This is a genomic window from Mesorhizobium sp. M4A.F.Ca.ET.050.02.1.1, from assembly GCF_003997725.1.
GTDB lineage: Bacteria > Pseudomonadota > Alphaproteobacteria > Rhizobiales > Rhizobiaceae > Mesorhizobium.
Map to the genome: position 1 here is coordinate 1 of NZ_RZSG01000220.1, position 8072 is coordinate 8072.

At 63.6% G+C, this 8072-nt stretch carries 8 protein-coding genes and 1 pseudogene; 5 read left to right on the forward strand and 4 right to left on the reverse strand.

Going from position 1 to position 8072, the window contains the following annotated elements:
- Nucleotides 1–87: 87 nt before the first annotated feature.
- On the forward strand, nt 88–375 hold the full coding sequence (locus EOA33_RS16295; protein WP_127406057.1) for a DUF3175 domain-containing protein: 288 nt from the start codon (nt 88–90) through the stop codon (nt 373–375).
- A gap of 12 nt (nt 376–387) precedes the next feature.
- Here the strand turns inward: EOA33_RS16295 and EOA33_RS16300 are convergent, their stop codons facing one another.
- Entirely contained in the window at nt 388–1164 is a 777-nt protein-coding gene (locus EOA33_RS16300; RefSeq protein WP_127406058.1) for a FadR/GntR family transcriptional regulator, read from the reverse strand.
- Between the two features lie 102 nt (nt 1165–1266).
- Entirely contained in the window at nt 1267–2163 is an 897-nt protein-coding gene (locus EOA33_RS16305) for an NAD(P)-dependent oxidoreductase (protein WP_127406059.1), read from the reverse strand.
- Between the two features lie 118 nt (nt 2164–2281).
- Here EOA33_RS16305 and EOA33_RS16310 point away from each other — a divergent pair, with 118 nt between their 5' ends.
- Nucleotides 2282–3220, forward strand: a complete 939-nt coding sequence (locus tag EOA33_RS16310) for an NAD(P)-dependent oxidoreductase (RefSeq protein WP_127406060.1) — start codon at nt 2282–2284, stop codon at nt 3218–3220.
- An 18-nt stretch (nt 3221–3238) separates the two neighbouring features.
- Here EOA33_RS16310 and EOA33_RS16315 read toward each other — a convergent pair whose 3' ends face one another.
- Entirely contained in the window at nt 3239–4012 is a 774-nt protein-coding gene (locus EOA33_RS16315) for a FadR/GntR family transcriptional regulator (protein ID WP_127406061.1), read from the reverse strand.
- 182 nt (nt 4013–4194) lie between these two features.
- Nucleotides 4195–5184, reverse strand: coding sequence for a sugar-binding protein (locus EOA33_RS16320; RefSeq protein ID WP_126059019.1), 990 nt, complete (start codon nt 5182–5184; stop codon nt 4195–4197).
- A gap of 450 nt (nt 5185–5634) precedes the next feature.
- Here EOA33_RS16320 and EOA33_RS16325 point away from each other — a divergent pair, with 450 nt between their 5' ends.
- The 3 genes and pseudogenes from EOA33_RS16325 to EOA33_RS16335 form a co-directional block, all read left to right on the forward strand.
- Entirely contained in the window at nt 5635–6378 is a 744-nt protein-coding gene (locus tag EOA33_RS16325) for an ATP-binding cassette domain-containing protein (RefSeq protein ID WP_126059018.1), read from the forward strand.
- Between the two features lie 55 nt (nt 6379–6433).
- Nucleotides 6434–7432 (forward strand): ABC transporter permease, encoded by a 999-nt coding sequence (locus EOA33_RS16330; RefSeq protein ID WP_126059017.1) that lies wholly within the window; start codon nt 6434–6436, stop codon nt 7430–7432.
- A gap of 161 nt (nt 7433–7593) precedes the next feature.
- Nucleotides 7594–8072, forward strand: a pseudogene (locus tag EOA33_RS16335) (AraC family transcriptional regulator); the annotation flags it as partial.

Below are 8072 nucleotides of genomic sequence, written 5' to 3' on the forward strand. Positions count from 1 at the left end.
GACAGGCAAATCCGTCGCTCCAGAAGCAAGGATCCGGCGGGAACAGACATCTCCGCGTTGAGTTTCCATCATGAAAGGAGTGCTGCCATGACCGCGAAACGAAAATGGTCGGCCGAAGTGACCGGGCACAGCGACGCGATGGATCTCGAGAAGCATGTCTTCGAATCCAACGATGCCAAAAAGATCGCCGCCTCGCTCAAGCGATCGGCCGAGCACAGCGACCGGCGCAAGTCCGAGCCGTTCCAGTCCGCCATGTCGATGCTGAACTTCTACATCAACCGTGCCGGCAGCAACCTGCCGGCGGAACGCAAGCGAGTGCTGGAGAAGGCCAAGGGCGAACTGCGCGCCGCTTTCGGCCGTCCGAGACAGGACTAGTTCGATCGCGGGCTATCTCGACTTTATGACCTCGTCGGTGTTAGCGAGCAGCTTGCGCACCGCATTGCGCGCCGCGTCCGGCCTTTGCAGGCGGATGTTCTTCTCGATCGCCTCATGCAGCTTCTGCGCATGCTGCAGGTCGTCGACCTCTCGCGTCGTGTAGCTGAACAGGTGATCGAACGCGGATTCGATCAGCACGCCAAGCGGCACCAGCAAGTCGTTGCCCGAGGCCCTCAGGATCGCGAGATGGAAGCGCGTGTCGGCGCGCGTCCGCTCCTGCAGGGTCGGTGCCTCGCCCATCTCGCGGCAGGCCTGGCTGATCTCGGCCATCTGTTCTTCGGTACGCCGCATCGCGGCGAAAGCCGTCGCCTCCGGCTCGATGATATGGCGGAATTCCTGCACCGTCTTCAGGAATACCTCGCGGTCGGGCGAGGTCGCGTACCAGGCAAGCACATCGCGGTCGAGCAGGTTCCAGCGCTCTTTCGGCTCCACCCAGCTGCCGATCTTCGGACGCGATGCCAAAAGGCTCTTGGCCATCAGCATCTTGATCGCCTCGCGCACGGCCGAACGGCTGACGTCGAAGGTCTCCGACCATTTTGCCTCGTTCGGCAGGATGGTGCCCGGCGGATAGTCGCCGCGCACAATCCGAAGGCCGATCTCGCTGGCCAGCGAAGCATGCACGCTCGATCCCGGAATGCGCGGCGCATCGGCTCGGCGAATGGCGGCCTGGCGCTCGGCGGACGCCGCCTGCTCCGGTGATTTTTCCTTGTTCGGCTTCCCGTTCCGCATCTGCCCCAGAAAGTCCGGATTTCGGACCCTGTCAAGCACGGCAAGGCTGATGGAGCGCAAAGCCGGCGGCTGTGCACAGATCAGCCACGGCTTTGCGCCCCATCATGCCGTTTTGACGTATTTGCGCCAGCTGTGCTCCGGGCGGAAGCCGAGCAGGTCGCGCGCCTTGCGGTTGGAAAGCAACGTCTCGTATTCACCGAGCTCCGCCTTGACCGGGACATTCGGGTAGAACCGCTTCAGCAGTTCCGCAGTCGGCAGGTCGGACGAGGTGTCGTCGTTGGCGGCATTGAACACCTGGTAGCCGAGCCCGTCCTTCTCGACGGCGCGCAAAGTGATCTGGCCGAGGTCGCGAGCATCGACATAGCTCCAGGCGATCCTCTTGCGGAAGCCGGGATCGGCGAACCACTTCGGGAAGAGTGAATACTCGTGCGGTTCGATGACATTGCCGATGCGCAAGGCGTAGATATCGGTGCCGTTGCGCTGCGCGAAGGCTCGCGCGGTCTTCTCGTTGACGATCTTGGACAGTGCGTAGCTGTCCATCGGGTCGACGTCGTATTCCTCGTCGAGAGGAAAATACTTGGGATCGCGCGGTTCGTTGGCGAAGACCAGGCCGTAGGTCGTCTCGCTGGAGGCGATTACCACCTTGCGGATGCCGAGCTTCACCGCCGCCTCGATGACATTGTAGGTCCCCATCGCGTTGATGCGGAACACCTCGTTGTCGGGCGTGATCATGATGCGCGGGATGGCGGCGAAATGCACAACTGCGTCGACCGGCTGCGGACGCAGCGACGGATCGAACTCATGCAGGCCCATATAGCTCGACAGTGCGTTGAAAACCTGGCCGCTGTCGGTGATGTCGGTAATCAGCGTGCGCACCTTGGGATTGTCGAGCGGCTTGGTATCGATGTTGAGCACCTGGCAGCCATGCTCGACCAGATATTGCACGACATGACGCCCCGCCTTGCCGCTGCCACCGGTGAACATGATCCGCTTCGTCATTTCGCTCTCCACATCGCTCGCTATTGCCGTGTATTGTCAGACAATATTGCATTCCGCAACCATATGCGGCAAGAACAACGGCGAAATTATCGATAATCCCCAGACAGGACGGAACGACATGACCACCACCGCCGCGCGCGAAAAAATCGGCTTCATCGGCTTGGGCCTCATGGGGCACGGCATCGCCAAGAACATCGTCGACAAGGGCTATCCGCTGACCTTCCTCGGCCGCAAGAACCGCAAACCGGCGGATGACCTGGCTGGTCGCGGCGCCACAGAAGCGGCGACATCGCGCGAGGTGGCGGCATCATCCGACATCGTCTTCATCTGCGTCACCGGCTCGCGCGAGGTCGAAGCCATCATTCGCGGCCCCGGCGGCCTGAAGGAGGGCCTGAGGCAAGGCGCGGTGGTCGTCGATTGCTCGACCTCCGATCCGGTCTCGACGGTGGCGCTGGCTGCCGAACTCAGGGCGCTCGGCGTCGACTATGTCGACGCGCCGCTCAGCCGCACGCCGAAGGAGGCCTGGGAAGGCACGCTGGACGCCATGGTCGGTGCGCCCGACCCGGTCTTCAACAGGGTGAAGCCGGTGATCGAGACCTGGGCCGGCCGCATCGTCCATATAGGCGACACCGGCGACGGCCACCGCATGAAATTGCTCAACAATTTCATCTCGCTGGGCTACGCCGCGATCTATTCCGAGGCGCTGGCGCTGGCCGAGAAGGTCGGCATCTCGCCGTCGCGTTTCGACAGCGTCATCCGCAACGGCCGCATGGACTGCCCCTTCTACCAGACCTTCATGCGCTGGACGCTGGAGGGCGACCGGGACGCGCATAAATTCTCCATCGCCAACGCCTTCAAGGACCTTACCTATCTGGAATCCATGGCGGGCGCCGCCGGCATCGCCAACCCGCTCGGCAACGCCACCAAGAACGCCTTTGCCGGCGCCTTCGCCGCCGGCCCGGCCGAGCAGTTCGTGCCGATGCTGGCGACCCATATCGGCAAGGTCAACGGCGTCGACCTGATGCCGTCAAAAGATGGCGTGAAGCAGAAGATTTGAAGTCGGGAAGGCCTCGCGTCACCGCGACCGCTCGATGACCTCGTCGGTGTTGGCCAGCAGCCGGTGCACGGCGGTTCGAGCGGCGGCCGGGCGCTTGAGGCGGATGGCCTTCTCTATGGCCTCGTGCAACGACTGCGCCCGCCGCTGGTCGCTGTGCTCGCGCGTGACGAAGACGAACAAATGGTCGAGCGCCGATTCGATCAGCACGCCGAGCGGCACCAGCAGCTCGTTGCCCGATGCCCTGAGAATGGCGAGGTGAAAGCGCGTGTCGGCGCGCGTGCGCTCCTGCAGGTTTGTGGCAACCCCCATCTCGCGGCAGGCCTGGCTGATTTCGGCCATCTGCTCCTCGCTCCTGCGCATGGCGGCGAAGGCGCTGGCTTCCGGTTCGATGATGTGGCGGAATTCCTGCACCGTCTTCAGGAACAGCTCGCGGTCCGGCGCGCTCGCGTACCAGGCAAGCACATCGCGGTCGAGCAGGTTCCAGCGTTCCTTCGGCTCCACCCAGCTTCCGATCTTGGGGCGTGATGCCAGAAGGCTCTTGGCCATCAGCATCTTGATCGCCTCGCGCACCGCCGAGCGGCTGACGTTGAAGGTTTCCGACCATTTGGCCTCGTTGGGCAGGATGGTGCCCGGCGGATAGTCGCCGCGCACGATCCGAAGACCGATCTCGCTGGCAAGCGAGGCATGCACGCTCGAGCCCGGGTTCCAGGCCATCTCCGGTCGCCGAACAGCGACAAGTGGATGGCTGGCCGTGGTCCCGGCAGAGCGTTTTCTTGATTTGTCGTCCGGCATCGGCGTTCCGGCATCGTCAGTCCGTCGCGTGGAAACTGTCCGGAATTGTCCGCGCCCGCGGATGCCTTCGCCGACCTATGGGCGCGTCAAATCCGGAGACTGCCGCCCCCGACAACGCTGCCTGTCCTTGTCCCTGAGGGAAGTGACGGGGCGCCCTTCGAAGGGCACCCCGAGATCGAGACCTACTTCTGGATGCAGGTGTCGACCGTGTCCTTGGTGCATTCATCGAGACCGGTGAAGACCGGATCGTCGACCTTCTTGCCTTCGATCAGGTCGATCATCACCGACGGCGCCTTGTAGCCCATTTCGAACGGCCGCTGGCCGACCAGCGCGGTCACCAGACCATCCCTGGCAATCGCCACTTCGTCGCCGATCGTGTCGGCCGCGCCGATGACGAAGGCGTTGCTGGCGATCTTGTCGGCCATCGGCTTGAACAGGTCGCGATAGGGCTGCGGCGCGCCGAACAGCGGCCAGCCGCCCATGATGCCGAAGGCGTCGAGGTCGGGATTTGCGGCGAGGATGTCGGTCATCGCCTGTACGCCCTTGGCGCCATCGTCATTGGTGAACACCGGACATCCGGCGACTTCCGTCCAGCCGCCTTCACCGGCAAGCGCCGCGAGGCCGTCCTTGCCCGACAGCGCGTCGCGCATGCCTTGAGCGCGGCGCAGGATGTTGTCGGCCGCCGGATTGCCTTCGATGGTGCAGATCTTGCCGCCATTGGGCTTGGCCTTCTTGATGTATTCACCGATCTTCTTGCCCATCAGATAGTTGTCGGTGCCGAGATAGGTCTTGCGAAGGCCCGCATCTTCCTTGGCAAGGTCGGCATCGACCGTCATGATCGGGATCGAGGGATTGGCGGTCTTGATCGTCTGCGCGATCAGCGGCGCATTCGACGGCGAAATCGCCATCGCCACTGTGTCGGGCTTGCTCAGCATGTCCTGCACGATCTGAGCCTCGCCGGCCTCGTCCGAAGTCGATGCCGGGCCGGTGTAGAAGCATTCATATTCCGAGCTGGCGTTTTCCTTGTTCCACTTCTCGCAGCCCTGGTGGATGGCTTCGAAGAATGGGTTGTCGAGCCCCTTCACCACAATGACGAGCTGTTTCTTGGCCAGTGCCGGCCCGGCGCCCAACGCCATGACGGCGGCAGCGGCGAGCAAAAGTGATTTCCTCATATCAGTCCTCCCTTGAAACAGACGGGCACGGCGTGCCCGCCACGCAGACCAACCCGGTGCGCGAAGACAGAGCATCGTTTCACGAGCGCTCGTGCCTCCGCCAGTCCAGGCCGATAAGCATTTCCAGATGCAATTCCGAACCGTGCCGGCGAGAATTGCCGCCAAGTCCCGGACCGGTATCGCTTCCGCCGATTCCGCCCGGCCAGCCGGGTCGAAAGATCGGCATGATCTTCCTCCGATGCTTAGCTAATATCGGCATGCGGCCAACGTCAATTGCTATTTGTCCTACAAAACGGATTTTTGGTAAAACATGTCTTCAATTCGTCCGACAATTGATTGACGCCTGCATGAGCATTAGCGTAAATGCGCCAAATCGCCGTTCCCGGGGAGGAGCTGGGGAGAGCGAGGCCGCGGCAGAACCGCAGGCCGCAACAGGGAGGCATAACGCTGGTGGCGGTTCTCGAACTCACCAACATCTCAAAGCATTTCGGCGCCATCCAGGCGGTCAACGACGTGTCATTGTCGATCGAGCCTGGCCAGGTCGTCGGCCTGATGGGCGACAACGGCGCCGGCAAGTCGACGCTGGTCAAAATGATCGCCGGCAATTTCCGCCCGAGCCATGGCAACATGCAGCTGGACGGCAAGGAGCTTGTCCTGCACAAGCCGGCGGAGGCCCGCCAGCACGGCATCGAGATCGTCCATCAGGACCTGGCGCTGTGCAACAACCTGACCGCCGCCGCCAATGTCTATCTCGGCCGTGAGCTGCGCAGGGGCGTCGGTCCGTTTCGCATCCTCGACTATGCCGCCATGTACAAGCGCGCCGGCCAGCTCTTCGCCGAACTGAAGTCCGAGACCCGCCCGCGCGATCTCGTCAAGCAGATGTCGGGCGGCCAGCGCCAGGCGGTGGCGATCGCCCGCACCATGCTGTCGCAGGCCAAGATCGTGCTGATGGACGAGCCGACCGCGGCGATCTCGGTGCGCCAGGTCGCCGAAGTCCTGAACCTGATCCGCCATTTGCGCGACCAGGGCATCGCAGTGGTGCTGATCAGCCACCGCATGCCCGACGTCTTCGACGTCGCCGACCGCGTCATCGTCATGCGGCGCGGCAGGAAAGTGGCCGACAAGACCATCGCGTCCAGCTCGCCCGAGGAGGTAACCGGTCTGATCACCGGCGCTATCGAGCAGGTCGCATGAGCACGGCAACCCCGGAATTTACGGTGCTGGCGCGGCCCGGCAGGAAAGGTCGATAATGGCAGTCACCCTTGACCAGACGATCGCGCAGAAGCAGCACACCTTCATGTCGCGGCTGCTCGGCAGCCAGACTTTCTGGGTGGTGATCGCGGTGATCCTCGCCTGCCTGTTCCTGTCCTTCGCCACCGACGCCTTCGCCACGCAGAAGAACCTCTACAACATCACCCGCAACATCACCTTCGTCGCCATCGTCGCGCTCGGCATGACCTTCGTCATCATCACCGGCGGCATCGACCTGTCGGTCGGCTCGGTGCTTTGCCTGTGCTCGATGGTGCTGGCGGTCACCATGCATGCCGGCTACGGCATCGAAGTCGGCATCCTCGCCACCATCCTGACAGCGCTCGTCATCGGCGCTTTCAACGGCATTCTGATCGCGTATCTCGGCTTTCCGCCGTTCGTGGTGACGCTCGGCATGCTGTCCATCGCGCGCAGCCTCGCTATGGTCGCCTCCAACAACACGGTCGTCTTCCAGTTCGGTCCGGACCACGACAAGCTGCTCGCGCTGGGCGGCGGCGCCTGGGTGTTCGGCATCGCCAATCCGGTGCTCTACATGATCCTTCTGGCGCTGATCACCGGCTTCACGCTGCGCTGGACCAAGTTCGGCCGGCACATCTTCGCCATCGGCGGCAACGAGCATGCGGCGACGCTCACCGGTGTTCCCGTCAAGCAGATCAAGGTCGCAGTCTACATGATCTCGGCGCTCGCGGCCGGCATTGCCGGCATCATCGAGACCGGCTGGCTGGGCGCCGTCACCACCAACATCGGCACCGGCATGGAATTGCAGGTGATCGCCGCCACCGTCATCGGCGGCGCCAATCTCGCCGGCGGTGTCGGCACCGCCTTCGGCGCCATCGTCGGTGCGGCGCTGATCGAGGTGATCCGCAACAGCCTTGGCCTGCTCGGCATCAACGCCTTCTGGCAAGGCACCTTCATCGGCGGCGCCATCCTGCTCGCGGTCCTGTTCGACCGTATCCGCAATTTCAGGCGCAGCGACTAGGCCGGACCGGATCCGGCTCCTATCGCTCAGTCTGAAAATCCGCCCGTGCGGCGCAAGGCGCCTGTGAGGCCTAGCGCACGCGCCTTGACGAGCGCCCGACGCCCGCCGCACAATCCCCGGGCGGGCGAAGGGAGGCCAGTCGCCCGCGGGAGGATATACCCATGACGGACGCGATCAGGCTCTATTGGGGCCGGTTCGGACATGTCTCTGTCCTGAATGTCGCCAACGACTTCGTCACCCATGCCCATGTCGAGGCGCATCTGATCATCTGGCTTGAAGGCACGGCCGGCGAGATGACCATCGGCCGCGAGACGGTGCGGCTCGGGCCCGACACCGCCGCCGGCATCAATTCGTTCCAGCCGCACAGCCATGCCCTTTCGCATGACGGCAGGCCGGGCCTGTTCCTCGCCTTCTACATCGATCCCGACTGGGCCCGCCGGCGCCGCGACCTGCCCTCGTCGGCGCCGCTGTTCGCGCAGGCCGCGATCACGCTGGAGCCGTGGCTGCACCAGGCGGCGGCGCACCTGCTCGATCATCTCAGCGACAATGAGAGCATCGACGACATCGCCAATTACGAGATCGAGCGCTTCATCGACAGCGTGCTCGACGCCGCCTGGTGCAGCCACGGCTCCAGCGTGAT

Excerpts from the sequence above, each read along its gene's own strand:
- EOA33_RS16315 (WP_127406061.1), bottom strand. The coding sequence starts at position 4,012 with ATGCCGGACGACAAATCAAGAAAACGCTCTGCCGGGACCACGGCCAGC.
- EOA33_RS16310 (WP_127406060.1), top strand. The coding sequence starts at position 2,282 with ATGACCACCACCGCCGCGCGCGAAAAAATCGGCTTCATCGGCTTGGGC.
- EOA33_RS16295 (WP_127406057.1), top strand. The coding sequence starts at position 88 with ATGACCGCGAAACGAAAATGGTCGGCCGAAGTGACCGGGCACAGCGAC.
- EOA33_RS16330 (WP_126059017.1), top strand. The coding sequence starts at position 6,434 with ATGGCAGTCACCCTTGACCAGACGATCGCGCAGAAGCAGCACACCTTC.
- EOA33_RS16305 (WP_127406059.1), bottom strand. The coding sequence starts at position 2,163 with ATGACGAAGCGGATCATGTTCACCGGTGGCAGCGGCAAGGCGGGGCGT.
- EOA33_RS16320 (WP_126059019.1), bottom strand. The coding sequence starts at position 5,184 with ATGAGGAAATCACTTTTGCTCGCCGCTGCCGCCGTCATGGCGTTGGGC.
- EOA33_RS16300 (WP_127406058.1), bottom strand. The coding sequence starts at position 1,164 with ATGCGGAACGGGAAGCCGAACAAGGAAAAATCACCGGAGCAGGCGGCG.